Raw genomic sequence first — 23,931 nt, 5'->3', positions numbered from 1 at the left:
TGTAGCTCAACTCGCTGCTTGGGAGTTGTTCTGCCCGCCGGGGAGGCGGAAGACCGGGCTGTTGTCATGGGGCCCGGCCGATACAGTTGCTGCTCTGCTGCTTTTCGGCTTTCTCGTTTGCTTTGTAGCGGTGAGTCAGCGTATGGACGTATTATTGCCCAAGAAAAATAATCATGCTTTGCTGCAACGAGACAAAACTTTTGCTGGAAGAGAATTTCGCAAAAATATTTTCAAATAGTCTGTTGGCGTAGCAAATTCGCTACTTGCATTGCACTTCGTACAGCGTTCCCAGCCTGTCGCACACGGCGCGCGCGTCGTATTGCGTGACGTCGGACGGACGCTGCTTGAACATGCGCACCACCACCTCGGGACCAGGCGGCGCCGACAGCGTGAAGTGGCTGTAGCCATGCTGCAGCGTCAGCTCGGCGCTGCGCAGCAGGGAGTAATCCTGGATCTGCTGCGGCATGGTATAGGGCGTGGCGTCGACCTTGACGCGCCACACGCCCGGCTCCATCGCCGTCTCGCTGTAGCCGCCCTCGCTGTTGCGGGGGTGATATTCGGTGGCGCAGCCCGCCAGCAGTGCGGTGGCTGCAAAAATGAAAGTAAATGTGTTTTTCATGCCTTACTCCTGAATAGAAATCCTCTATGCGGAAACCAGCATTCCGCCAGTCTACGCTATTGCTTTGATCGTTGGCGCAGCCACCCAACCAGTGCCGGCATCACCGACAACAGCACGATGCCGAGCACCACCGCCGTCAGGTTCTGGCTGACCCACGGAATGCCGCCAAATACATAACCGGCCAGCAGCAGGCTGCCGGTCCACAGCAAACCGCCGGCCACGTTATAGGTGAAGAACACGCGCGCCGGCATGGCGCCCAGGGCCGCCACGAACGGCGCCAGCGTGCGCACGATCGGTACGAAGCGCGCCAGGATGATGGTCTTGCCGCCGTGGCGGACAAAGAATTGGTGCGTCTGTTCTATATGCTCCGGCTTCACCAGCGGAATGCGGCTGGTGTCCAGCGCGCGCCGCTTGAACCAGGCGCCGATGGCGAAGTTCAAGGCATCGCCGCTGACGGCCGAGCAGAACAGCAGGCCGAGCAGCAGCCACGGATCGAGCCAGCCCTTGGCCGCCAGCGCGCCGGCGATGAACAGCAGCGAGTCCCCCGGCAGGAAGGGCATGACGATCACGCCGGTCTCGACAAAGATCACCAGGAACAGGATCAGGTACACCCAGTCGCCATGCGTGCCGATCAGTTCCAGCAAATGCGTGTCCAGGTGAATAAACCAGGCCATGAAGGTGGCCAGCAGCTCTTGCATCGGTACTCCTCTAATTAGATGGAAAGAAGACGGTCACCACCAGGCCGCGCCCATCGCCGCCGCTCTCCAGCAGCAGCGTGGCCAGGTGGGCGTCGGCGACGCTCTTGACGATGGAGAGTCCGAGCCCGCAGCCCCAGACCTCGTTGCCGTCGGGACGGTAGAAGCGGTCGAACACGCGCGCGCGGTCGGCCTCCGGCACGCCGGGGCCGTTGTCGCGCACCCGCAGGTAGGGGCGGCCGTGCTCCTGCCCGGCCGTCACGTCGACCCGTCCGCCTTGCGGCGTGTAGCGCAGGGCGTTGTCGACAAGATTGCTCAGCATGACGGCCAGCCCTTCGGCATGCGCGCTCACGCGGCTGCTCCGGGCGTCAGCGCTGACGCCGAGGTCGATGCGCCGGCTGTCGGCGTAGATGGCGTGGTCGGCCACCACCTGGCGGGCGATCGTCAGCAGGTCGCAATCGACGCACACCGGCGGCGAGGCGCCCTGCTCCTGGCGCGCCAGCGTCATCAGCTGCTGCACCAGGTGCGTGGCGCGGTCGAGCCGTTCGTGCAGCTTGCGGAACGCGCTCTGGCGGTTGTGGTCGTCCTCGGCGCGTTCGGCCAGCTGCAGCTGCAGCTTGAGCGCCGTCAGCGGCGAGCGCAGCTCGTGCGCCGCATCGGCGACGAAATTGCGCTGGGCGCTGATGGCGTCATCGACCTTGCGCAGCAGCCCGTTCAGGGCGGCCACGATCGGCAACAGTTCCGGCGGCAGGCCATCGGATTCCAGCGGTTGCAGCGCGGTCGGCGTGCGGCCGCGCACCGCGTGGGTCAGCCGCTGCAATGGTTTCAGCGCGCGGCCGACCACGACCCAGATCAGGATCGCCATCGCCGGCAGCAGCAACAGCAGCGGCGGCACGATGCGCAGCGCCATGTGCATCGCCACCCGCTGGCGGATGGCGATCGGCTGCGACACCTGCACGTGGTAGCCCGCCACAACATCTGAGTACACGCGCCAGCGCTCACCGTTGTAGCTCACCGTGACATAGCCCTGCGGCTGCGGCAATGGCAGCGCCGGCGCCCGCAGCGAGCGGTGCACCGGCAGCCGTGCGACATTCCAGGCCTGCACGTCGAACTGGTCGTCCGGATCGTTTTCGTGCGGCAGCCGCCACGGCACCGGCGATTGCAGCGGCAGCGACCACGCCAGCTGGCGCAGGCGCTGGTCCGACTGCTCGTCGGCCTCGTGGTCGGCCAGCATGTACAGCAGCATCACGGCCGCCAGCGTGCAGCCCAGCGCCCCGGTCATCAGCCCCAGCAGCAGGCGGGTGCGGATGGTTTTCATGCGGCGGCCAGCTTGTAGCCGACGCCACGGATGTTCTGGATAAAGCCGGTGCCCAGCTTCTTGCGCAGATGATGGATGTAGACGTCGATGGTGTTGCTCTCGATTTCCTCGCCCCAGCCGTAGATGCGTTCCTCCAGCTGGCTCTTGGACACCACGCTGCCGGGCGCGTCGAGCAAGGCGCGCAACACGGCGAATTCGCGCGCCGGCAGATGCAGCGGCACGCCGTTGAAACTGGCGATGTGGCCGGCCATGTCGACCTGCAGGCCGCGATGACTCACCACCGCCTGGTTCGGCGCCTTGCCGCGCCGCAGCAGCGCACGGATGCGCGCCAGCAGTTCGTCGACGTCGAACGGCTTGACCAGGTAGTCGTCGGCGCCAGCGTCCAGCCCTTCGACGCGCGAGGCGGTGGCGTCGCGCGCGGTGACGATCAATACCGGCACGCCGCCGCCATGGGCGCGGTACTGGCGCAGCACCTGCATGCCCTGCTTCTTCGGCAGGCCCAAATCCAGCAACAGCAGGTCGTAGACGTTCTGGCGCAGCGCCAGCAGGCCGTTGTCGCCGTCGCGCACCCAGTCGACCGCGTAATTTTCCTTGCGCAGCACTTCTTCCATGCTTTCGCCGATCATCGGATCGTCTTCTATCAAGAGCAACCGCATCACCGCACCTCGTTTCATTACCTGCCTGGCAGTGTACGAAACGCTTCATTAACAGCGTATTAACGCGACGCTTTAATAATGGTTTAACCCTGCGCCGACTAACATCGGTGCATGCTGATACTCAAACGTCCCCTGCTCCTCGCCGCGCTGCTGCTTGCCGCCGGCGCCTCCCTGGCCTACGCGCTGCGCGCCAAAACTTCCCAGCCTGCCGCCGTCAAGCCGCCGCCATTGGTCAGCGTGACCGTCGCCCGCCAGCAGGATCTGCCGCTGGAACTGACGGCGCAAGGCCACCTGGTGGCGCTGAACCAGGTCGAGGTGCGGCCGCAGCTGACCGCCACCATCGTCGGCATCCACTTCAAGGAGGGCGACGACGTCAGGGCCGGGCAGCTGCTGTTCACGCTGGACGACACCGACGCCCGCGCCCAGCTCCAGCGCAACGAGGCGCAGGCGGCGCAGATCCGCGCCCAGCTGGCCGACGCCAAGCGCGACTACGGCCGCTCGTCGGAGCTGGTGAAGTCGCAGTTCATCACCTCCAGCGCGGTCGACACGGCCGCCAGCAAGGTCGAGGCCCTGCAGGCGCAGCTGAAGGCGGCGCAGGCCGACATCGACAGCGCCCGCGTGGTGCTGACCCACACCCGCATCATGGCGCCGGTGGCGGCCCGCACCGGCGCGGTGGCCGTGCATCCGGGCAGCCTGGCGCAGACCAGCGCCACCGCGCCGCTGGTGACGCTGGTGCAGTTCGCGCCGATCGGCGTCGAATTCAATCTGCCTGAACAGTACCTGGCGCCCATCCTGGCCGCGCGCGCCCAGGGTCCGGTGCGCGTGCAGCTGGAAAGCCCGGACGGCAAGCCGGTGGATGGCGAGCTCACCTTCATCAACAACGTGGTCAACACCGACAGCGGCACCATCAGTCTGAAGGCCAGCATGCCGAATCCGCGCAACAACCTGTGGCCGGGCGCCTACGCCCGCGTGACGGTGCTGGCCGGTGCCGACCGCAACGCCGTGACGCTGCCGCCCCAGGCGGTGCTGGAAGGGCCTGACGGACGCTTCGTCTACCTGGCCGGCGCCGACAACAAGGCGCTGCGCAAGCCGGTCAGCCTGCTGCGGGTGCAGGATGGACAGGCGGTGGTGGCCGGCCTGGCGGGCGGCAGCCTGGTGGTGCTGGAAGGCGGCGCCAATCTGCGCTCCGGCGACGCCATCCACATCGACAACGCCGTCGCGCCGACCTCGGCAGCCAAGGCAACGGACGGCAAGCAATGAATATCGCCGCCTTCTGCCTGCAACGCCCGATCGCCACGCTGCTGGCCTGGCTGACCGTCATCGTCGGCGGCGTCGCCTGCTGGCTGCAACTGCCGCTGGCCGCCCTGCCGACCTACGACACGCCCACCATCCAGGTCAGCGCGCGCCTGTCCGGCGCCAGTCCGGAAACCATGTCCAGCTCGGTGGCGACGCCGCTGGAAAAGCAGTTCACTTCGATTCCCGGCCTGCTGGCCACCACCTCCAGCAGCATCCAGGGCGAAACCCAGATCACGCTGGAATTCGACGCCAGCCGCAACATCGACGCCGCCGCCGGCGACGTGCAGGCCGCGCTGTACCGCGCGACGCGCTCGCTGCCGGCCGAGATGACCACGCCGCCGTCCTACCGCAAGGTCAATCCGGCCGACGCGCCCATCCTGCTGATCGGACTGGATTCGCCGTCGCTGCGTCTGTCCGAGCTGAACAGTTATTCCGACAACCTGATCGTGCCCGCGCTGTCCACCCTGAACGGCGTGGCGCAGGTAACGGTCAACGGCCAGAAACGCTACGCCGTGCGCATCGAAGTCGATCCCGACCGCCTGGCCGCGCTGGACCTGACCTTGGATGAAGTCAGCACCGCGCTGAAAGCCGCCAATTCCAACGCGCCGCTGGGTCAGCTGGACAGCCCGCGCCAGATGATGACGCTGCACCTGCCGCCCGGCCTGATGAAGGCCGCCGATTTCGCGCCGCTGATCGTCGCCAGCCGCAACGGCCGTCCGGTGCGCCTGAGCGACTTCGCCACCGTGCAGGACAGCATCGAGAACACCCAGAACAGCAGCACCATCAACGGCCGCGACGCCATCCTGCTGCAAGTGCAGCGCCAGCCGGACGCCAACACCGTGGCCACGGTCGACGCCATCCGCGCCATGATGCCGCGCCTGGCCAGCCAGTTGCCCGGCTCGGTGCGCATCCAGTTGCTGAACGACCGCTCGATCTCAATCCGCAACGCCATCCACGACGTCAACCTGACCATGCTGCTGACCATCGCGCTGGTGGTGCTGGTGATCTTGCTGTTCCTGCGCCAGCTGATGGCCACGCTGATCCCGGCGATCAGCCTGCCGGTCTCGCTGCTCGGCACCTTCGGCCTGATGTTCGCGCTGAACCTGAACCTGGACAATATCTCGCTGATGGGCCTGACCATCGCGGTCGGCCTGGTGGTGGATGACGCCATCGTGGTGCTGGAAAACATCATGCGCCATATCGAGGACGGCATGGACCCTCGCGCCGCCACCATCCAGGGCACCCGCGAGGTGGCCTTCACCGTGGTGTCGATTTCGGTGTCGCTGATGGCGGTGTTCATTCCCATCTTCTTCATGCCCGGCACCATCGGCCTGCTGTTCCATGAATTCGCGATTGTTGTCGCGCTGGCGGTGCTGGTGTCGGCCGCCGCCTCGCTGACGCTGATCCCGCTGCTGGTGCCCAGGTTCATCAAGGTGGCGCAGCTGCATGCGCCGGCGCCGGCCTGGAGCCGCGCCTTCGAAGCCGGCTTCTCCCGCCTGCTGGCCGGCTATGCGCGGTTGCTGGAACGGGCGCTGGTGCACCGCCTGCCGGTGCTGCTGGTGGCCCTGGCCACCTTCGCGCTGACCGGCTGGCTGTACATGAGCGCGCCGCGCGGCTTCTTCCCACAGGAAGACACCGGCCAGGTCTCCGGCAACGTCGATGCGCCGCAGGACATGTCGTACGAAGGCCGGCTGGCCGTGCTGCGGCAGCTGCAACAGGTGATCATGGCCGATCCCGCCGTGCGCGACGTTGCCGCCAAGGTCGACCACGACACCACCAATTTCTACATCACGCTGCACGACGTCCATCCGCCGATGGCGCAGGTGCTGGCGCGGCTGCGCCAGGAAACCAGCTTTCTGCCCAATATCAAGGTGTTCTTCAGTCCGGTGCAGAACCTGAAGGTCGGCGGCCGGTCGTCGAAGAGCACCTACCAGTACACGCTGCAGGCGGTCACGCCGGGCGACCTGAACCAGTGGGCCAAGCGGCTGATGGATGAACTCAAGCGCGGCGACGTGCTGGTCGGCGTCAACAGCGACGCCCAGTACGACGGCATGGATGCGCAACTGAGCGTCGACCGCGAGCAGGCCGCCACGCTGGGCGTGGACATGGCCACGGTGCGCAACACGCTGTACGCCGCCTACGGCACGCGCCAGGTGTCGACCATCTACGCGCCGGAGGACAGCTACCAGGTCATCATGGAGCTGGCCGACCAGTACCGCCGCGACGAAAGCAGCCTGTCCAAGGTCCATGTGCGCAACGCCGGCGGCGCGCTGGTGCCGCTGCGCGCCTTCACCGAGGTGGGACGCGGACGCGGCACGATGGCGGTCAACCACCAGGGCCAGTTGCCGGCAGTGACCATCTCGTTCGATCTGGCGCCCGGCAAGTCGCTGTCCGACGCCACCGCCGCCATCGCCGCCGCGCAGCAGCGCATCGGCCTGCCGACGTCGATTTTCGGCACCTACGCCGGCGCCGCCGCGCTGTTCCAGCAATCGCAGAACAGCCAGTTGTGGCTGATCGCCATCGCCATCGCGGTGATCTACGTGGTGCTGGGCATGCTGTACGAGAGCTGGGTGCATCCGGTCACGATCCTGCTCGGCGTGCCGTCGGCAGCGGTGGGTGCGCTGCTGGCGCTGCGGCTGGCGGGGCTGGAACTGAGCTTCATCGCCATGATCGGGATACTGCTGCTGGTCGGCGTGGTCAAGAAGAACGCCATCATGATCATCGACTTCGCGCTGGTGGCGCAGCGTGATGGCGCCACGCCGCTGGATGCGGTGCGGCAGGCCTGTTTGCTGCGCTTCCGTCCCATCATGATGACCACGCTGTGCGCCATCATGGGGGCGCTGCCGATCGCGCTGGGCCTGGGCGCCGGCGCCGAGCTGCGCCAGCCGCTCGGCATCGCGATTGTCGGCGGGCTGCTGTTCTCGCAGCTGATCACGCTGTTTATTACGCCGGTGCTGTTCCTGGCGTTTGAACAACTGGGTGCGGCGCCGCGCTGGCGCACTGATTACAAGGAATGCTGATCACGGCCGACGCCAGGCCCTGATCGAAACCGCCGGCGCGCGCCTGGCGCTGCAGCGCTTCCAGGAACAGCTTGTCCGTCACGCTGTGGCTGCGGCCGCAGGACGGACACAGCAGCTGACAGGCGATCGGCGCCACCACCGCCGACGCCAGCACGTAGCGCGACTTGCCGGCCGGGTCCAGCGCATACCATTCCTTGTGCACCATGCCGCGCTGTTCCAGCTCGTTCAGCACGCGGTAAATCGTGCCCAGGCTGACGCTGATGCCGATCTCGATCAACAGCAGGAAGATGCGTTCGGCCGGCAGCGATTCATGCACATGCTCATTCAATACCTGCAACACACAAACACGGGCGCTGGTGGGGCGCAGCCCCAGTTTGCGCAACTGCGCGAACACCTGCGAATCGCCGCTGGTGGTTGGTGCGTTCTCCATAACTCTCTCGTATCCCAGGTTCATGCGGTCAGCCCACTATCTGGCCGCGTTGGAGGCGGATGGTAGCTAACGGAGAATTAACGCAGCATTAAAAAGTTGCGCCCCTGCCACGGATGCCAAAAATATAATTCTTTCGTTGTTTCGCCGCCAATTCGCAAACAATAATGCGATTCGTTCTCATTTATATTTAGATTGAATCGACATGAAAAATACCAATCTCCCCCGCGTCACCACGTTGGCACTTGCGCTGCAGCTGGCCTTCGCCGCCACCGCCCACGCCGCCGAACCGGTCGACACCACCCTGCCGAGCGTCACCGTGACCGGCCAGGCCGTCCAGGACGACTACCTGGTCAAACGCACCAGCGCCGGCACCAAGACCGACACCGCCATCCGCGACCTGCCGCAAACCGTCACCGTCATCAATCAGGCGCTGATCAAGGATCTGAGCATGCAGAGCATGGCCGACGTGGCGCGCTACGTGCCGGGCATCGGCATGGCCAACGGCGAAGGCAACCGCGATGCGCCGATCTTCCGCGGCAGCTCCAACGCCTCCGGCGACTTTTACATCGACGGCGTGCGCGACGACGTCGAGTACTACCGCGACCTGTACAACGTCGAGCAGGTGGAAGCGCTGACCGGCCCGAACGCGATGATCTTCGGCCGTGGCGGTTCGGGCGGCGTGATCAACCGCGTCACCAAGCAGGCCAACTTCGGCGCGCCGGTGCGTTCGGCCGACGTCACGCTGGGCAGTTACAAGAACCGCCGCCTGACGGTCGATGTCGGCCAGGCGATCAACGACACCGTGGCGCTGCGCGTCACCGGCCTGGTGGAAGATTCGGAAGGCTACCAGCGCAACGCCACGCTGAAACGCTCGGGCATCAATCCGACCGTGGCGATCCGCCCAGGCAAGGACACCAATATCGTGCTGGGCTTCGAGCACTTTGAAGACAAGCGCGCCGCCGACCGCGGCGTGCCGTCGCTGAACGGCGTGCCGATGGACCTGCCGGTGGACGCCTTCTTCGGCGACGCCAGCCCGGACAGCCGCCCTACCCGCCTGAACTCGAACGCCTTCAGCGCCGTCATCGACCATGACTTCGGCGGCGGCGTGCACCTGTCGAACAAGACGCGCTACACCGACTACGACAAGTTCTACCAGAACTACAACGCCGGCGCGGTCAACGTCAAAGCCGGCACGGTGCCGATTTCGGCCTACAACAACCACCAGTGGCGCAAGAACCTGTTCAACCAGACCGACCTGACCTTCGACCTCGACACCGGCGGCGTCAGGCACAAGATCCTGACCGGCCTGGAACTGGGCAAGCAGGACACCGACTACCTGCGCATGACCGGTCTGTTCTCCAACAACACCGCCTCGATCAACGTGCCGCTGGCCAGCCCGGACGGCTCGCTGCCGGTCAACTACGTGCTGGGCGGCGGCAGCGCCGACCGCGACGGCAACAGCACCGCCAAGATCGCCGGCGTCTACATCCAGGACCAGATCGAGCTGACGCCGCAATGGCAGCTGATCGCCGGCCTGCGCTACGACAGCTTCAAGCTCGACTACCACAACAACGTGGCGGCCGGCCTGCGCGCCATTCCGGCCAGCGCCGCCGACCTGTCGAGCAAGGACAACCTGGTGTCGCCACGCCTTGGCCTGGTGTACAAGCCGATGCAGGCCGCGACGATTTACGCCAACTACAGCGTGGCCTCGTTCCCGCGCGGCGGCGACCAACTGAGCAGCCTGACCAGCATCAACCAGGGCCTGAAGCCGGAAAAATTCATCAACTATGAAATCGGCGGCAAGCTGGAAGTCGCGCCGGACCTGCTGGCCACGCTGGCCGTGTACCGTTTGAACCGCAACAACGTGGCGGTGGTGAATCCAGCCACCGGCATCGCCGATCGCCTGGTCGACGGCCAGCGCACCAATGGCGTCGAAATCGGCATCAACGGCAAGATCACCAGGGCATGGAGCATCAACGGCGGCTACGCGCACCAGGACGCCAAGCTGCTGGCGACCGCCTCGTCAACCGCGCTGAACGGCGCCATCGTCGGCATGGTGCCGAAGAACACGCTGTCGCTGTGGAACCGCTATGACTTCACGCAGGCCGTCGGCGCCGGTCTGGGCCTGATCCGCCGCGACGATATGTTTGCGTCGACCAGCAACACGGTGGTGCTGCCAAGCTACACGCGGGTGGATGCAGCGCTGTTCTATACGATCAACGCCAACTACAAGCTGCAGGTCAATGTCGAGAACCTGACCGACAAGAAGTACTACCTGTACGCCAACGGTGACAACAACATCACCCCAGGTTCGCCGCGCGCCTACCGCGTCAGCCTGCACGCCAACTTCTAGGTGGCGCGGCCTGCCGGCGCCATGCCGGCAGGCTCCACGGTCACCCACCAAGGCATGACCCGGTGCACCCGCACCGGCAGCGATTTCTCCAGCGCCGCCAGAATGCGGTCCAGATCGTCCAGGGGATAGCTGCCCGTCAGCAGCAAGTCGGCCACGGCCGGATTGCAGCCGAGGTGGCCGCGCCGGTAGCGTGCCAGCGTGGCGACAAAATCGCCAAGACGCATGCCGTCGACGCTGAGCCGCTTGCGCGTCCAGGCGCTTTGCTGTTCGTCGGCCGCTTCGGCGGCGCCGATCCAGTCGGCGCCAAAATGCATCTGCGTTCCGGCCGCTGCGGTCAGCGAGTGGCCCGCGTCCAGATCAATCCGCACCGACCCTTCGAATACCGCCAGGCGCGCGGCGGCGCCGGAACGGAACACGCTGAAGCGCGTGCCCAGCGCCGTCAGGCGTCCGCCCAGCAGATCGACCACCAGCGGCCGCGCCGGGCGAACCGGATCGTGCCCGCTGTGCAGCAGGATTTCGCCGCGATGCAGGGCGACGCGGCGCAGGCCGGCGGCAAAGTCGATGTCCAGCGCGCTGTCGGTATTCATCCACAGATCGGAACCATCGGCCAGCGCCAGCTGGCGCATCTCGCCGACGGCGGTGCGCTCGCCGGCCGCCAGCGCGGCCATGTATTCGCGGCTGTCGCGCCGCGATACGGCCGCGCCCAGCGCAACCGTGGTGGCCAGCAGCAGGATTTTCTTCGCGGCCGAGCGGCGCGTATGGGGAGTTTTCAGCGCGGCCAAGGCCGGCTCGGACGGCAGCATGCCGAACTGCTGGTTGACCGCTTCAATTTTCTGCCATGCCAGCTGGTGCTCTGGCGCCGCATCCAGCCAGCGCTGCCATGCTTCGCGCTCGGCCGCGCTGGCGTCATCGGCGTACAGGACGGCGAACCATTCGGCCGCCTGCCGCAGGACGGCATGCTCCTGTGCAGTCTCGGTCGCGGCCGAACTCATGCGGCGTCGGCCGGCAGCGCCAGCGCGCATTCGAACATGGCCTGCGCCATGTATTTCTTGACCATGCGTTCTGAAATGCCGAGGCGCGATCCGATGGCGGCGTATGGCAAGCCTTCAAGCTGCGCCATCAGGAATACCTGGCGCGCCTTGTCGGACAGGCCTTGCAGCATGGCGTCGATGCGGTACAGGGTTTCCATCATCAGCGCCTGCTCCTCGGGCGACGGCGCCAGCAGTTCCGGCTGGCTGGCCAGGGCGGCCAGGTACTCGCGCTCCAGGCCCAGATGGCGCCAGTGATTGGCCAGCAGATTGTTCGCCACCCGGCTCAGATAGGCGCGCGGCTCGCGCAGGCTGCCGGCGGCGTCGGCCGTCAACACGCGGGTGAAGGTGTCCTGCGCCAGATCCGCCGCGCCGCTGCGGCAGCCCAGCTTGCGCCAGAGCCAGTTAAGCAGCCAGCCATGATGATCCCGGTAGATATGGGAAAAGGCATCTTGGGCGGAAGGATGAGGTGCGGTGAACACAGCAGCGTGATTTATCAAAGTTAATGATAATCATTCTCACATAAAACACGCTGCGTGTAAATCCCTGCCGTGTCATTCCACGCGCACGCTCAGCACGGTGAAGGTATCCGGATGGAATACCGGGTCGCGTTTGGCGCCGCCCGGCGGCGTGGCAGGCTGGGTCACGTCCATCGTCAGCAGGTAGGCCAGGCCGTCGCGCGGGTCGTAGGCCATGTTGTGGGCCCAGGTGCGGGTCGCCACGTAGCCCAGCGGCGTGTAGTGGTCGGCGTCGTCCTGGCGCACCAGGGTCAGATTGCTGTCGGCGCCGCTGGGAGCGAGGATCAGCCGGCGGCCGGCGTCATACGCCAGCGCATTGACGGCGTGGCCGATCGGCAGCGAGGCGACCTGCGCCCCGCTGTCCAGGTTGGCCACCACCAGCACCGGCCGCTCGCCGCGGCAGGCGACGAACAGGCGTCGCTGACGCTGATCCACGGCCAGCGCGCTTGGCTGCTTGCAGTCCGGGTAACTCCAGGTGGACTGCACCGCCAGCGTGTCGCCGGCCAGCCGCAGCAGCTTGCCTTCGTCGCGCATCGGCACCATCACCGAACCGTCGCCCAGGGCCAGCGGCGGATCAATTTTCTTGATGTCGAAATCGTGCGCCGCCACGATGCTGTCGCTTGCCGGATCGAGCACATAGATGGTCGAACGCGACGCCCGGCGCCCGCTGGTCAGCCACACCTTGCCGCTGACCGGCTCCAGCAAGGCGCTGTTCAGGTTGGCGTCGCTGACGGCGAGGCGGCGCAGCTGTCGCATATCCGACAGCCGCACGATGCCCAGCGTGCCGTCGGTATTGGCGACATAGGCACGGTCGGCGTCCGGCGCGAAAGCCACGCCGTTCGCGCCCGCAGCGCCCTCCACCGCGCGCACCGGCTGCCGGCGGGCGACGTCGTACACCGTCAGGCCGTTTTCGCGACGGGCGATCCACAGGTAGGGCCGCGACGGGTCCAGCGCGGCGAAACCCCAGCTATGGCCGCTACCGGGCAGGACGGCGCTGTGCTCGATGCGGGCCAGCAGACCGTCGCCGGCATGGGCCGCCATGCCGGCCAGTCCCAGCATCAGGCCAGCCAGCAACCGGGATGCGGTGAGGTGCAATGCGGTCATGACGTCTCCTTAGAAGTCCAGCGTGGTCAGCAGCGAAACCTGACGCGCGTCGCCCACCGACACGAAGTACTTGTTGACGCTGGATGGGTAGTAATGACGGTCGAACAGGTTCTTGACGTTCAGCTGAAAGCGCACGTTGCGGCCGCCGATGCGGGTGTCGTAGGTGGCGAAGGCGTCGGCCACGGTGTAGGCCGGCAGCATGAAGCTGTTGGCCGAGTCGCCGGCGCGCTTGCCGATGTAGTGTGCGCCGATGCCGGTACGCAGCTTGTCGTCGCCAACTATCGCGCCGGCGTCGTAGGCGGCCGACAGCGAGGCTGTCTGGCGCGCCACGTTCCACAGGCGGAAGCCCTGGTACAGCGGGTCTTGCGTGGTAATGGCGTCGGTGTAGGCGTAGCTGCCGATCAGGTTCCAGCTGCGGCTCAGACGGCCCGAGATATCGGCTTCCAGTCCCCGCGCGCGCGCCGCGCCGGCCGTGCGCCAGTCGGTCAGCTTGGTGGTGTCGTTGAACTGCGAGACCAGCACGTTCTTCTTGTCGATGTTGAACAGCGCCAGGCTGCCCGAAAAGCCGGCCGGATTGGCCAGCTTGACGCCGGCCTCCCAGGCCTTGGCCTGCTCCGGCAGCACCGCCGAGTCGATCACCACGCCGGTGCTCAGCGGCGCGATGGTCGATGCCGGCTTCAGCGATTCGGTATAGCTGCCGTACAGCGACCAGGTCGGCGACAGCTTGTACACCACGCCGGCTTTCGGCAGCCATTTCGAGCTGTCGGTATTGGTATTGGCCGTGAACGGACGGCCGCGCCCGGCGATCTGCTGGTAATCCTGGTAGCGCACGCCGGCGGAGACGATCCAGCGGTCGGTCAGGTAGATGCTGTCCTGCGCGAACACCGATTTGTCGTGCAGCTGGTCGCTCTGGTCGCTGTCGCTGGCCGATACGGTGGCGGACGGCGCCTCCTTGCCGTACACCGGATTCAGGTACGAAAAGGTGCTGGTGGTGGCCTGGCGCAGCAGGTCGGCGCGGAAAATGCGGCGGTATTCGATGTCGCTGCCGATCTGCATTTCGTGGTGCAGGCCGCCCAGGTTCAGCGAGCCCTGCAGGTAGAACAGGCCGTAGCTGTCGGTGGAAATGGCGCCATGCGTGGCGTCATTGCTGCGCACCAGCGTGCCGGTAGCGACGTTGACGCCGTTCACGCGCAACTGGTTGGCGTCATACACTTCGCGGTTGTAGCTGACGCCCAGGTGGGCCTTCCATTCCTTGCTCAGTTGCTGGTCGACGGTCAGCTGGCCCAGGTCGGAACGGCCATCCATGGCGTTGAACGGCTCGTCCAGGCGGCGCGTGATGGGAATGTCCAGCGGCGCATTGGTGCGCGGATCAAGCGCCGTGCCGCGATCGAACGGGTACAGGAACTGACGGTGCTCGTAGGACAGCACCACCTGCGTATCCTTGGCGTACCAGGCCAGCGACGGCGCAAACAGCGTCTCGCGGTGGCGGCCGAAATTGCGCCAGTAATCTTCGTTGACGTGATCGACGATCACGCGGTACGCCAGGCCGGCCGTGCCGATGGCGCCAGTGCTGTCCAGCGTGACGCCGGCGCCGTCCTTGCCGTCGCCGTAGGTGGACGCCAGCACCGACAGGCTGGTGCTCTGCTCCAGCAGCGGCTTCTTGCTGACCACGTTGATCACGCCGCCCGGGTCCATGATGCCGTATAACAGCGAGGCCGGGCCTTTCAGCACCTCCACGCTTTCGGCGGCGGCGTTCATGCCGCGCCCCTGCACCAGCGGCATGCCGTTGTGCATGATGGAGCCGTCGCGGTTGCCGCCGAAGCCGCGTTTCATGATGGTGTCCTGCGTGCCGGCCAGCGTGTTGCCCTGGGTGATGCCGCTGACGTTGGACAGCGCATCGTCCAGATTGCGCGGGCGCTGGTCGCTGATCACCTGGGCTGCCACCACGTTCAGCACCTGTGGCGCATCCAGCGTGCTCATGTCCGAGTGCAGCGCGGATTTGCTGGGTACAGGGCGGTAGCTGCCATCCGCCTGCGTCGAGCGTTCGCCCAGCACCACCACTTCCACCATCATCACCGGCGCCGTCGCCGGTGCCGCCGCACCTGGCGCTGGCGTCGCGGGCGGCGCCGCGCGCAGCACAAAGCTGCCGTCGGCCTGCGCCACCGCCGCCAGGCCGCTGCCGCTCAACAGCTGTTGCAAGCCCTGCGCCGGCGTCGTCACCGCGTGCAGACCGGGACTGTTCTTGTCCTGCGTCAGGCGCGTGTCCGAGGACAGCAGGATATTGGCCTGGTCGGCAAACTGCCGCAGCGCCACGCCCAACGGTCCGGCCGGCACATCGAAGCGCCTGGCCGCAGCGGCGGTTGCCTGGGTCTGCGCGCCTGCCGTACCGGCAAGCGCCAGGCCGATGCAGGCCAGGTGGATCGACAGGGTCAGTGGACGTAACAGGAGGAAACGTGATGCGGACATGCTGAAATCCATTTCGTATCAGTTGATGATTGCCTGCCTTGACACCACAGCGCGGCAAAAGGGAACCTTTTGCGCCAAAAAAACGCCATTATTGCGCTATTTCTGCTGATACTTTAAAATGGAATGATTCTTATTCACAGATAAAATGGCAGGTGCCGAATGCAGGCAATGAATGCTGAGAACGTCGACGGCCTGTATTCCGCCCATCACGGCTGGCTGTACAGTTTGCTTCAGCGCCGCCTCGGCAACCAGGGCGACGCCGCCGACCTGGCCCATGACGCCTTTATCCGCCTGCTGGTCAAGCCGCGCAGTTTCGACAGTTTCGACGGCGCGCGCGCCTACCTGAGCACGGTCGCGCGCGGCCTGTGCGTGGACCTGTGGCGCCGCCGCGAAGTGGAACAGGCCTGGCTGGACGCCCTCGCCGCCCAGCCGGAGTCGTTCACCTGCTCCGCCGAACACAGCGCCATCGTGCTGCAAGCGCTGACAGCGGTTGACGCCATGCTGCGCAAGCTGCCGCCCAACGTCGCCAGCGCCTTCGTGATGGGCATCGTGCTGGAAATGACCGACAAGCAGATCGCCGCCGAACTGGGCGTGTCCGACCGCATGGTGCGCAAGTACATGGCGCAGGCGATGCTGCACTGCATGCAGCTGGAAGCGCGCTGGGCCGCCAATGCCGCCTGACGCCGCACCTGACACCACGCCATCGCACGCAGCGATGCAGCACGCGGCCGACTGGTTCGCCCTGCTGCGCTCCGGCGACGCCACCGAACAGGACCGCGCCGACTGGCGAAGCTGGCTGGCGCAGTCGCCCGAGCATCGCGCCGCCTGGGCCTACGCCGAATCCATCAGCCGCCGCTTTGCCCCGGTGCAGACGCCGGAAAACCGCCGCGCCGCAGCCGCCGCCCTGACGCAGGTGCGCCAGACACGCCACGGCCGCCGCCATCTGCTGCGCGGCATCGTGGCGCTGGCCGGCACCGGCCTGCTGGGCTGGGCCGGCTGGCGCCACAGTCCGCTGCCGGAACTGACGCTGGCCTGGTCGGCCGACCATCACACCGGCACCGGCGAAATCCGCGACATCGCGCTGGCCGACGGCACCCGCATCTGGCTCAACACGGCCAGTGCGTTGAATGCCGACTACCAGCCGGCCCTGCGCCGCGTCGACCTGCTGGGCGGCGAAATGCTGATCGAAACCGCCCATGACGCGCGGCCGTTTGTCGCCACTACCCGCCATGGCCGCCTGCGCGCGCTGGGCACCCGCTTTACCGTGCGACTCGACGGCGACACCACCCTGCTGGCGGTCTACCAGGGCGCGGTGGAAGTACGCACCGGACAAGGCGCGCTGCGCATCATTAGCGCCGGCAGCCAGGTGCGCTTCGACAATGCACAGATCCAGCCCACCGTTGCCGCCGATCCGGCGCGCGAAGCCTGGACCCGTGGCGTGCTGCTGGCCGCCGACATTCCGCTCAAGGACCTGGTGGCGGAATTGCGCCGCTACCATCGCGGCCACATCGGCGTGGCGCCGCAAGTAGCCGAGCTGCGCGTGCTCGGCGGCTACCCGCTGCGCGATCCCGAGCGCACACTGGCGATGCTGGAGAGCGTGCTGCCGATCCGTGTGCAGCACACGCTGCCGTGGTGGACCACCATCGACCCGAAGTAAAAATATTTTGCAGCGGAGGTTCCGCTTTTGACCGGGCACTTCGATTCAGAAGATGAAGCAGTCTTCTACATCCATCACTGTCCGAGAGAATACATGTCCAAGCAATCGCTCCACTCCAACCGCCCCACGCCACGTCTGGCCGTGCTCACCCTGCGCATGGCGCTGGCCGGCCTCGTACTGACGCCGCTGCATGCCGCGCAGGCGCAAACGCCGGCACAGACAGTGCGCCAGTACCAGATTCCCGCCGGCCCGCTGAAAACCGTGCTGACGCGCTTTGTCGGCGAATCCGGCATTTTCCTGGCCGGCAGCACCGAGCTGGCCGAAGGCAAGACCAGCCGCGGCCTGCAAGGCAGCTTTGACATCCCGGCCGGCCTGGCCACGCTGCTGGCCGGCAGCGGCCTGGAAGCGGTCCGCGGCGGCAACGGCGAATACGCGCTGCGCCCGGCGGCGGCCGTCGGCGGCGCCGATCAGACCATGTCGGCGGTAGTGATCACCGCCACCCGCGACAACATCAGCGAAGGCACCGGCGCCTACAACGCGCGCGCCCTGTCGATCGGCAAGGTCAACGCCTCGCCGCGCGAAACGCCGCACAGCCTGACGGTCATTTCACGCCAGCAGATTGAAGACCAGGGCCTGTCCGACCTCAACGACGTGCTGCGCAGCACGCCCGGCATCGAAGTGTTCAACACCGATTCGGAGCGCGTCAGCTATTACGCACGCGGCCAGGAAATCACCAACGTACAGTTCGACGGCACGGCCGCCATCACGCCCGGCAGCGGCAACGGCTTCTACATCCAGCCCGACATGGCGACCATGGACCACGCCGAAGTGCTGCGCGGTGCGGCCGGCCTGATGCGCGGCGCCGGCAGCCCGTCGGGCGCCGTCAACCTGGTGCGCAAGCGTCCGACCGGGCAGTTTTATGCGGCCGGCGCCGCCACCGTCGGCAGCTGGGACACCTACCGCGCCGAGGGCGACATCTCCGGTCCGCTGAATGAATCCGGTTCGCTGCGCGGCCGCGTGGTGGCGGTCGAGGACAAGCGCCACCACTTCCAGAAAGCCCGCTATTCGGACAAGGGCCTGCTGTACGGCGTGCTGGAAGCCGACCTGGCGCACAACACGCGCCTGATCGCCGGACTGGAATTCTCGCAGCTGAAAACCAACGGCGCCTGGGGCAACCTGCTGGCCAACGTCGACGGCAGCCCGATGGACTTCCCGCGCGACACCTACCTCGGCTCGTCCGAGAACCACTGGGACCGCGAAAACCAGCAAGCCTTCACCTCGCTGGAACACGATTTCGACAACGGCTGGACCGCCAAGGCCAGCTTCAACTTCATCAAGATGAAACGCCTGAACGGCGTCAACGGCTATGTGCAGACGCTGATCTCGCGCAGCACCACCAATCCCGGCAAGATCAATTACCAGATCAGCCGCTGCGGCGAAAAGGACTACACTGCCGAGCAAAGCAGCTGGGACATCTACGCCAGCGGCCCGTTCGAGCTGCTGGGCCGCAAGCACGAACTGGTGGTCGGCGCCAACGGCAGCCGCGACTACGCCCAGCCGGTGGCCGGCTCCTGCACCACCACCAGCGGCCTGCCGTCGATGACCGGCCTTGATCCCTACACCTGGGATCCATACGACGTGGCGATGCCGGCCGGTCCCGCCTTCACCGGCACCTACGTCAAGAACCTGACCGAGCAGCAAGGCGTCTACAGCACGGTGCGCTTCAGCGTGACCGATCCGCTCACCGTCATAGTCGGCGCGCGCATGAGCTGGTGGGATTACAAGCCGTCCGGCGGCGTCGGCGCTTACAGCGTGGATGCCGAGCTGACGCCGTATGTGGCGGCGCTGTACGCGCTCAACGACAACCTCAGCCTGTATGGCAGCTATGCCGACGTGTTCACGCCGCAGCGGGCCTTTGCCGTCGGCGGCCAGGCGCTGGCGCCGATCACCGGCCGCAACATCGAACTGGGCGTCAAGGGCGAATTCTTCAACAAGAAGCTGAACACCGCGCTGGCGATCTTCCAGCTGGAACAGAATGGCAAGGCGATCGACGACCTCAGTTCACCGAATCCCTGCCCGCCCGACTACACCAACGGCTATTGCCAGATCGCCGGCGGCGAGCAGCGCAGCCGCGGTTTCGAGGCCGAGGTGTCAGGCCAGCTGACGTCGAACTGGAAAATCTCGGCCGGCTACACGCTGAACAACACCAAGTACGTGCGCGACACCGCCAGCAACACCGGCAAGGCACTGCGCACCACCACGCCCAAGCATCTGGTGCGGCTGTTCACCAACTACACGCTGCCGGGCGAGTTGAACCAGTGGTCGGTCGGCGGCGGCATCAACCTGCAAAGCGAGATCACCAGCCAGAGCGGCACGGCGTTTGCGCGCCAGGGCGGCTACACGCTGGTGTCCGGCCTGGTGTCGTACCGCGTCAGCCCCAAGCTCAGCGCGCAGCTGAACGTGACCAATCTGCTGGACAAGGTCTACTACGAAAAGATCCGCGAGTACGGCCCCGGTTACTACTACGGCGCGCCGCGCGGCGTGATGCTGACGCTGCGTGGACAATACTAAAGCAGACTCCTGTAGCCGCGCCAGCATGCCGCGTCAACAGTTAAGCCAACATTAAAAAACGCGGGCGATTTGGGTTTGAAATCAAAAAACCACAGTCGCCTTTCCGTTTGCAAGCTTGTCATGTAGACGACATAAAGCGTCACTAACCTCTGCTGCTTTTCATCCCCAGGCAAAGGACGCTTTATGTACAGTTTTTCGATTCCCCCAAGGTTCGCGCTGACGCTGCTGGCCGGCTTGCTGCAAACCGTCTACGCACACGCTGCCGACGACGCCGCCGACGCACCGGCCGGCCCCACGCAGACGGTCGAGATCAAGTCGACGCTGAACACCGCGTCGTCCAGCGCACCATCCAAGGGATCGCTCGACGCGCGCTCGGCGCTGTCGGAAGTCAGCGACCAGTTCGTGCGCGACTTCACCTCGCCGGTGGCCGACTACAGCCAGGTGCTGCAAATGGCGCCCGGCATGTTCAGCTACAGTTCCAACGGCGTCGGTCTCGGCGACAACAAGACCACCATGCGCGGCCTGTCCGACGGCAACAGCGTGATCGCCTTCGACGGCATTCCGTTCAACGACACCAACGGCGTCAGCCACCACGCTTGGGTCTTCTTCCCGAGCCAGTTCACCGGCGGCGCGGTGATCGACCGCAGCCCCGGCTCGGCAGCCACCATCGGCCAGGCCACCTACGGCGGTTCGATCAACCTGCTGTCGCGCGACCTCGACAACACGCAGCGCACCAGCGCCACCGGTTCCTACGGCACCTGGAACACCAAGCTGGTCGGCCTGGAACACGCGACCGGCCAGTTCGGCCCGAACGGCAGCTCCAACCTGCTGATCAACGCGCAGGAAATGAAATCCGACGGCTACCAGACCTACAACAAGCAGAAGCGCGACGCCGCTTCGCTCAAGTACCGCTACCAGTTGAGCGACAACACCGCCATCACGCTGTTCTCGTCGTGGCTGAACCTGACCAACAACACGCCGGCCATCAAAGGCGTGACCCGCGCCAACGTCGAGCAAGGCAACTACAACACCCTGCTGAGCGGCGATCCGACCAAGGGCAACTACTGGGGCTTCAACTTCTACGATATCTCCACCGCCTTCAACTACCTCGGCGTAACGTCCAACCTGGGCGGCGGCTGGAAGCTGGAAGACAAGGCCTATGTCTACCGCTACTGGAACAAGCAGAACTACAACAACAGCACCACCGTCATCAGCTCCAGCAGCGCAGTCGACAAGCTGAACTCCTACCTGACCAAGGGCAATTTGCTGCGTCTGAGCCAGGAGTCCTCGCTGGGCGTGCTGCGTACCGGCCTCTGGTATGACTACGCGAAGAGCTTCCGCTACCAGATCCCGAGCGATCCACGCACCTGGGTCGACCAGGCCGCGCCGAACTTCAGCGAGACCTACCAGACCACCACCGTCCAGCCTTACGTCGAGTACGAATTCCACGTGACGCCGGCGCTGAGCATCACGCCGGGCGTCAAGTACGCCTCGTACAAGCAGGACTTCCGCCACCTGCAGGACAACGGCGGCGCGGTCGGCCCGCTGGGCGGCGTGTACAACAAGACCACCGGCGTCATCACCGGTGGCGCACCTTTCATCGACAACAGCGTCAAGTACACCGACACGCTGCCGTCGCTGGACATTCACTATCAGATCGCACCGACCTGGACCGCCTATGCGCAGATCGCGCGCGGCGACCAGATTCCGTCGACCGGCGTGTTCGATGCGCTGGGCGCCAAGGTGAGCACGCTGCCGAAGGCCACCAAGTCCACCACCACCCAGGCCGGCACGGTCTGGCAGTCGGACAAATGGAACCTCTCGGCCGACGTCTACCGCATCCGCCTCGACAGCCCGTACTCGTCCTCGCCGGATCCGGTGACCGGTGAGCCGGTGTACTTCTTGAACGGCAAGGAGATCAGCCAGGGCGTCGAAGCCGAAGGCACGGTCATGCTGGGCAACGGCTTCAGCGTATACGCCAACGCCACCGTCGGCACCACCAAGTACGACACCGGCAAATGGGTCGCCGGCGCCCCGGCCGATACCGAGACGCTGTCGCTGAACTACCAGCACGCCGGCTGGAACGGCGGCCTGTTCGTCAAGCGCGTCGGCAAGGTATATGCGGACAACGGCTCCACCCACGAAGCCTTCGGCATCGATCCGGTGACGCTGGCCAACCTGTTCGTCAACTACCGCCTGAAAAATCCGATGTCGTTCGCCAAGCTGGCGAAACTGCAACTCGGCGTCAACAACCTGTTCAACCGTCACAGCATCGTCGACGTTGCCGCCGCCGGCACCAAGACCAGCTCCAGCGCCGCGCCATCGCCGGCCGACCTGCTGACCGTGCTGCCTGAGCGCAGCGTATCGGCCACCCTGACCATCGATTTCTAAACCTGAAAGCCGTCATCATGAAATATTCCATCCTCCTGCTGTCCCTTGGCGCCGCGCTGACGCAGCCGGCTTTTGCCGCCGATCCGATCTTTGCCGGTCCGGCGCAGACCCATGCGCAACTGATCCTGCACACGCCACCAGCGGCCGACTCCGACATCACCAAGGCCGAGCTGGCCGAACTGCACCGCATCCAGTCGACCCGCACCAGCGCCGAAGAAGCGCAGGCCAAGGCCGACGACGTGGAAGAATCGCTGTACATCTACAAGACCGTACTGGGCGAAAAGTTCGATCCGGCTGCGCTGCCGCTGACCACCGCCTTCGGCAAACGCGTCAAGCACGATGAGGGCATCAACGCCAATCCGGCCAAGCAGACCTTCAAGCGCATCCGCCCGTACAACCTCGACAAGAGCCTGAAAGCGATCTGCAAGACCAAGACCATCGACGACTCGTATCCAAGCGGTCACGCCACGGCCGGCTACCTGGCTGCGCTGACGCTGGTGGAAATGGTGCCGGAACAGCGCGACGCCATCCTGGCCCGCGCCGACGCCTACGCCCATAACCGCCTGGTATGCGGCGTGCATTATCCAAGCGATATCGCCGCCTCCAAGCTGCTGGCTTACACCACCCACGCGGTGATGGAAACCAATCCGCAGTACCAGGCCGAACTGGCCGCCGCCAAGGTGGAACTGCGTCGCCAGCTGAACCTGCCGGCAGCGGAGTAAGCGGGCCGGGATGGTGTTGTAGAATGTGCGGCCTTCCGCCACCATCCCCGGAGTGAAATGAGATCGGTCGTCCAGCAGCTTGTCATCCTTGCGTCTTTTGTATTGCTAACCGGTTGCGCGGGCATGCCAAGCCGGGCGGACCTGCTGGCGGAACCGGCGCCGCACACATTGCACCTGGTGCGCTACGGCTGGCATACGGCGCTGCTGCTCGACGGTCCATCCATGCTGGCGCGCAGCAGCAAGCTGGGCGCCGATTTTCACGATCATAAATATCTGCTGGTGGGCTGGGGCGACGGCGAGTATTTCGTCGCCGCGCATCCGCCCTGGTCCAAGGCGGTGAAGGCGCTGGTTGCGTCCGATTATCCGGCCCTGCAGGTCGGCGGCCGGGACACCAATCCGCCGCTGGGCGTGGAGGCGCGCGACAGCATTCCGCTGGCAATCACGGAGCGCGGCTATCAGCAACTGGTGGCGTATATCGACCGCAGCATTGCGGCCGGCCCGGACGGCAAGCCTGTCTATCTGGGCAAGCAGGCGGACAATCCCGACCGGTTTTACCAGGCGACCGGCAGTTACAGCTTGTTCAGCAACTGTAATTCCTGGTTGGCGGGAGCGTTGAAGGCGGCGGAGATGCCGATTTCCGGCTTTAATCTGACGGCAAGCAGCGTGTTCGATCAGGCTGTGCGTATCTCGGCGTTACAAAAAGAACATGCGGCCAGCCCGCGAACCAGGCCGCAGGCTGACTGAAACCACGGCGCTTATTTTGCTGCGGCGGCTGCTTTAGGCTTGCGCGGTGCGCGTGGCTTCTTTGGCGCTTCCGCTGCGGCGGCTTCGCTCTTGGCGCCCTTCACCGATTCGATCAGCGCCGACACATAGGCGTTGCGCGCCGTCTGGGCGATGGCGATTTGCTGTTGCAGACGCGCCAGTTCGGCATCCACCACCTGCACGTTGGCCGCCTGGATTTTTGCGGTTTCGCTCAGCTTATCGGCGGCGTAGGAGGTTCCATTGATCGTAATATATTGCGGCAGACTCATTATTTTCCTTGTTCGAATACGGGCATTGAAATGACAACGGCCACAATTGTATGCGC

19 protein-coding genes are annotated in these 23,931 nt (G+C 65.5%); 9 read left to right on the top strand and 10 right to left on the bottom strand.

Translation table 11 applies throughout. The features are described from left to right. Positions 1 to 259 precede the first annotated feature (259 nt). The 4 genes from GJ698_RS01195 to GJ698_RS01180 are packed head-to-tail and all read right to left on the bottom strand — an operon-like array spanning position 260 to position 3,288. Positions 260 to 619: a CC0125/CC1285 family lipoprotein gene (locus tag GJ698_RS01195; protein ID WP_154355758.1), complete on the bottom strand. Its 360-nt coding sequence runs from the start codon at positions 617 to 619 to the stop codon at positions 260 to 262. Positions 620 to 675: 56 nt separating this feature from the next. Further along, the gene (locus GJ698_RS01190) at positions 676 to 1,317 is read right to left on the bottom strand and encodes a VTT domain-containing protein (RefSeq protein ID WP_208023749.1); all 642 of its coding nucleotides are present in this window, start codon (positions 1,315 to 1,317) and stop codon (positions 676 to 678) included. A 10-nt stretch (positions 1,318 to 1,327) separates the two neighbouring features. Next, on the bottom strand, positions 1,328 to 2,632 hold the full coding sequence (locus tag GJ698_RS01185; RefSeq protein WP_154355757.1) for an ATP-binding protein: 1,305 nt from the start codon (positions 2,630 to 2,632) through the stop codon (positions 1,328 to 1,330). Then, on the bottom strand, positions 2,629 to 3,288 hold the full coding sequence (locus GJ698_RS01180; protein WP_154355756.1) for a response regulator transcription factor: 660 nt from the start codon (positions 3,286 to 3,288) through the stop codon (positions 2,629 to 2,631). Before GJ698_RS01180 ends, GJ698_RS01185 begins: the two co-directional genes overlap by 4 nt. Positions 3,289 to 3,399: 111 nt before the next feature. Here GJ698_RS01180 and GJ698_RS01175 point away from each other — a divergent pair, with 111 nt between their 5' ends. Both GJ698_RS01175 and GJ698_RS01170 read left to right on the top strand, forming a co-directional pair. Further along, the gene (locus GJ698_RS01175) at positions 3,400 to 4,548 is read left to right on the top strand and encodes an efflux RND transporter periplasmic adaptor subunit (protein WP_154355755.1); all 1,149 of its coding nucleotides are present in this window, start codon (positions 3,400 to 3,402) and stop codon (positions 4,546 to 4,548) included. Then, positions 4,545 to 7,604 (top strand): efflux RND transporter permease subunit, encoded by a 3,060-nt coding sequence (locus tag GJ698_RS01170; protein ID WP_154355754.1) that lies wholly within the window; start codon positions 4,545 to 4,547, stop codon positions 7,602 to 7,604. Before GJ698_RS01175 ends, GJ698_RS01170 begins: the two co-directional genes overlap by 4 nt. Here GJ698_RS01170 and GJ698_RS01165 read toward each other — a convergent pair. Further along, positions 7,528 to 8,034 (bottom strand): Fur family transcriptional regulator, encoded by a 507-nt coding sequence (locus GJ698_RS01165; protein ID WP_166454772.1) that lies wholly within the window; start codon positions 8,032 to 8,034, stop codon positions 7,528 to 7,530. The genes GJ698_RS01170 and GJ698_RS01165 overlap by 77 nt on opposite strands. A gap of 202 nt (positions 8,035 to 8,236) precedes the next feature. Here GJ698_RS01165 and GJ698_RS01160 point away from each other — a divergent pair, with 202 nt between their 5' ends. After that, a complete protein-coding gene (locus GJ698_RS01160) occupies positions 8,237 to 10,387 on the top strand; it encodes a TonB-dependent receptor (protein WP_154355752.1) in 2,151 nt (716 codons plus the stop codon). On the opposite strand, the gene GJ698_RS01155 is transcribed toward GJ698_RS01160, so the two are convergent. The 4 genes from GJ698_RS01155 to GJ698_RS01140 form a co-directional block, all read right to left on the bottom strand. Then, entirely contained in the window at positions 10,384 to 11,379 is a 996-nt protein-coding gene (locus GJ698_RS01155) for a FecR domain-containing protein (protein ID WP_166454771.1), read from the bottom strand. The two genes, GJ698_RS01160 and GJ698_RS01155, sit on opposite strands and share 4 nt — an antisense overlap. Then, positions 11,376 to 11,897, bottom strand: a complete 522-nt coding sequence (locus GJ698_RS01150; RefSeq protein ID WP_371865094.1) for a sigma-70 family RNA polymerase sigma factor — start codon at positions 11,895 to 11,897, stop codon at positions 11,376 to 11,378. Before GJ698_RS01150 ends, GJ698_RS01155 begins: the two co-directional genes overlap by 4 nt. Before the next feature lie 72 nt (positions 11,898 to 11,969). Beyond that, positions 11,970 to 13,037, bottom strand: a complete 1,068-nt coding sequence (locus GJ698_RS01145) for a YncE family protein (protein WP_154355749.1) — start codon at positions 13,035 to 13,037, stop codon at positions 11,970 to 11,972. A 9-nt stretch (positions 13,038 to 13,046) separates the two neighbouring features. Beyond that, a complete protein-coding gene (locus tag GJ698_RS01140) occupies positions 13,047 to 15,503 on the bottom strand; it encodes a TonB-dependent siderophore receptor (RefSeq protein ID WP_166454770.1) in 2,457 nt (818 codons plus the stop codon). Between the two features lie 168 nt (positions 15,504 to 15,671). Between GJ698_RS01140 and GJ698_RS01135 the strand changes: the two genes are divergently transcribed. From GJ698_RS01135 to GJ698_RS01110, 6 genes are all read left to right on the top strand, one after another. Beyond that, a complete protein-coding gene (locus tag GJ698_RS01135) occupies positions 15,672 to 16,184 on the top strand; it encodes a sigma-70 family RNA polymerase sigma factor (protein ID WP_154355747.1) in 513 nt (170 codons plus the stop codon). Then, positions 16,174 to 17,160, top strand: a complete 987-nt coding sequence (locus GJ698_RS01130) for a FecR domain-containing protein (RefSeq protein ID WP_208023747.1) — start codon at positions 16,174 to 16,176, stop codon at positions 17,158 to 17,160. Before GJ698_RS01135 ends, GJ698_RS01130 begins: the two co-directional genes overlap by 11 nt. A 93-nt stretch (positions 17,161 to 17,253) precedes the next feature. After that, positions 17,254 to 19,731 (top strand): TonB-dependent siderophore receptor, encoded by a 2,478-nt coding sequence (locus GJ698_RS01125; RefSeq protein WP_154355746.1) that lies wholly within the window; start codon positions 17,254 to 17,256, stop codon positions 19,729 to 19,731. 183 nt (positions 19,732 to 19,914) lie between these two features. After that, on the top strand, positions 19,915 to 22,122 hold the full coding sequence (locus GJ698_RS01120) for a TonB-dependent receptor (RefSeq protein WP_154355745.1): 2,208 nt from the start codon (positions 19,915 to 19,917) through the stop codon (positions 22,120 to 22,122). Positions 22,123 to 22,139: 17 nt separating this feature from the next. Further along, entirely contained in the window at positions 22,140 to 22,844 is a 705-nt protein-coding gene (locus GJ698_RS01115; protein ID WP_154355744.1) for an acid phosphatase, read from the top strand. A gap of 123 nt (positions 22,845 to 22,967) precedes the next feature. Then, a complete protein-coding gene (locus GJ698_RS01110; protein WP_166454769.1) occupies positions 22,968 to 23,588 on the top strand; it encodes a DUF2459 domain-containing protein in 621 nt (206 codons plus the stop codon). Between the two features lie 11 nt (positions 23,589 to 23,599). Here GJ698_RS01110 and GJ698_RS01105 read toward each other — a convergent pair whose 3' ends face one another. Continuing rightward, positions 23,600 to 23,875, bottom strand: a complete 276-nt coding sequence (locus GJ698_RS01105; protein WP_154355742.1) for a DUF6447 family protein — start codon at positions 23,873 to 23,875, stop codon at positions 23,600 to 23,602. Positions 23,876 to 23,931 lie beyond the last annotated feature (56 nt).

The organism is Duganella aquatilis, assembly GCF_009674565.1.
Classification (GTDB): domain Bacteria; phylum Pseudomonadota; class Gammaproteobacteria; order Burkholderiales; family Burkholderiaceae_D; genus Rugamonas; species Rugamonas aquatilis.
This window is presented reverse-complemented; position numbering and strand designations above follow the sequence as displayed.

Excerpts from the sequence above, each read along its gene's own strand:
- GJ698_RS01195 (WP_154355758.1), bottom strand. The coding sequence starts at position 619 with ATGAAAAACACATTTACTTTCATTTTTGCAGCCACCGCACTGCTGGCG.
- GJ698_RS01190 (WP_208023749.1), bottom strand. The coding sequence starts at position 1,317 with ATGCAAGAGCTGCTGGCCACCTTCATGGCCTGGTTTATTCACCTGGAC.
- GJ698_RS01185 (WP_154355757.1), bottom strand. The coding sequence starts at position 2,632 with ATGAAAACCATCCGCACCCGCCTGCTGCTGGGGCTGATGACCGGGGCG.
- GJ698_RS01180 (WP_154355756.1), bottom strand. The coding sequence starts at position 3,288 with ATGCGGTTGCTCTTGATAGAAGACGATCCGATGATCGGCGAAAGCATG.
- GJ698_RS01175 (WP_154355755.1), top strand. The coding sequence starts at position 3,400 with ATGCTGATACTCAAACGTCCCCTGCTCCTCGCCGCGCTGCTGCTTGCC.
- GJ698_RS01170 (WP_154355754.1), top strand. The coding sequence starts at position 4,545 with ATGAATATCGCCGCCTTCTGCCTGCAACGCCCGATCGCCACGCTGCTG.
- GJ698_RS01165 (WP_166454772.1), bottom strand. The coding sequence starts at position 8,034 with ATGGAGAACGCACCAACCACCAGCGGCGATTCGCAGGTGTTCGCGCAG.
- GJ698_RS01160 (WP_154355752.1), top strand. The coding sequence starts at position 8,237 with ATGAAAAATACCAATCTCCCCCGCGTCACCACGTTGGCACTTGCGCTG.
- GJ698_RS01155 (WP_166454771.1), bottom strand. The coding sequence starts at position 11,379 with ATGAGTTCGGCCGCGACCGAGACTGCACAGGAGCATGCCGTCCTGCGG.
- GJ698_RS01145 (WP_154355749.1), bottom strand. The coding sequence starts at position 13,037 with ATGACCGCATTGCACCTCACCGCATCCCGGTTGCTGGCTGGCCTGATG.
- GJ698_RS01140 (WP_166454770.1), bottom strand. The coding sequence starts at position 15,503 with ATGTCCGCATCACGTTTCCTCCTGTTACGTCCACTGACCCTGTCGATC.
- GJ698_RS01135 (WP_154355747.1), top strand. The coding sequence starts at position 15,672 with ATGAATGCTGAGAACGTCGACGGCCTGTATTCCGCCCATCACGGCTGG.
- GJ698_RS01130 (WP_208023747.1), top strand. The coding sequence starts at position 16,174 with ATGCCGCCTGACGCCGCACCTGACACCACGCCATCGCACGCAGCGATG.
- GJ698_RS01125 (WP_154355746.1), top strand. The coding sequence starts at position 17,254 with ATGTCCAAGCAATCGCTCCACTCCAACCGCCCCACGCCACGTCTGGCC.
- GJ698_RS01120 (WP_154355745.1), top strand. The coding sequence starts at position 19,915 with ATGTACAGTTTTTCGATTCCCCCAAGGTTCGCGCTGACGCTGCTGGCC.
- GJ698_RS01115 (WP_154355744.1), top strand. The coding sequence starts at position 22,140 with ATGAAATATTCCATCCTCCTGCTGTCCCTTGGCGCCGCGCTGACGCAG.
- GJ698_RS01110 (WP_166454769.1), top strand. The coding sequence starts at position 22,968 with ATGCCAAGCCGGGCGGACCTGCTGGCGGAACCGGCGCCGCACACATTG.
- GJ698_RS01105 (WP_154355742.1), bottom strand. The coding sequence starts at position 23,875 with ATGAGTCTGCCGCAATATATTACGATCAATGGAACCTCCTACGCCGCC.